At 43.4% G+C, this 500-nt stretch carries 2 tRNA genes and 1 rRNA gene; all 3 read left to right on the forward strand.

Annotated features, from left to right (window positions below):
- Positions 1–83: ribosomal RNA gene (locus GO495_RS31925) — 16S ribosomal RNA — on the forward strand; the annotation flags it as partial.
- 49 nt (positions 84–132) lie between these two features.
- Positions 133–207, forward strand: a tRNA-Ile gene (locus tag GO495_RS31930).
- Positions 208–248: 41 nt separating this feature from the next.
- Positions 249–322 (forward strand) — tRNA-Ala (locus GO495_RS31935).
- Positions 323–500 lie beyond the last annotated feature (178 nt).

Consider the following 500-nt stretch of genomic DNA (forward strand, 5'->3'; position numbering starts at 1 on the left):
AACCGCCTAGGGTAAAATCGGTAATTGGGGCTAAGTCGTAACAAGGTAGCCGTATCGGAAGGTGCGGCTGGAATACCTCCTTTTTAGAGCTACTTTACCTGTAGCTGTTGTTTCCTTCTTTTAATTTTATTTAGACTCGTAGCTCAGCCTGGTTAGAGCACTACACTGATAATGTAGGGGTCAGCAGTTCAAATCTGCTCGGGTCTACTCTATAGGTTATCGGTTAGCTAATGACTGATCTACCGACCGGGGGGTTAGCTCAGTTGGCTAGAGCATCTGCCTTGCACGCAGAGGGTCATCGGTTCGACTCCGATATCCTCCACGATAAGTTCTTAAGATAACAGAATGAATGATGATGTAGACTTTAGGAGTCACACGGATCGGATCCGGAACATCGACGAGTGATTAGCTGAAGAGTTAGTTACAAAGTTCTTTGACATATTGGGAAATAAAGTTGTAATACACTTTGCAAAAAGCAAAGATTTTTAAAGCGAATAAGG

Origin of the sequence: Chitinophaga oryziterrae, assembly GCF_009758125.1 — a bacterium.
Taxonomy (GTDB): Bacteria; Bacteroidota; Bacteroidia; order Chitinophagales; family Chitinophagaceae; genus Chitinophaga; species Chitinophaga oryziterrae.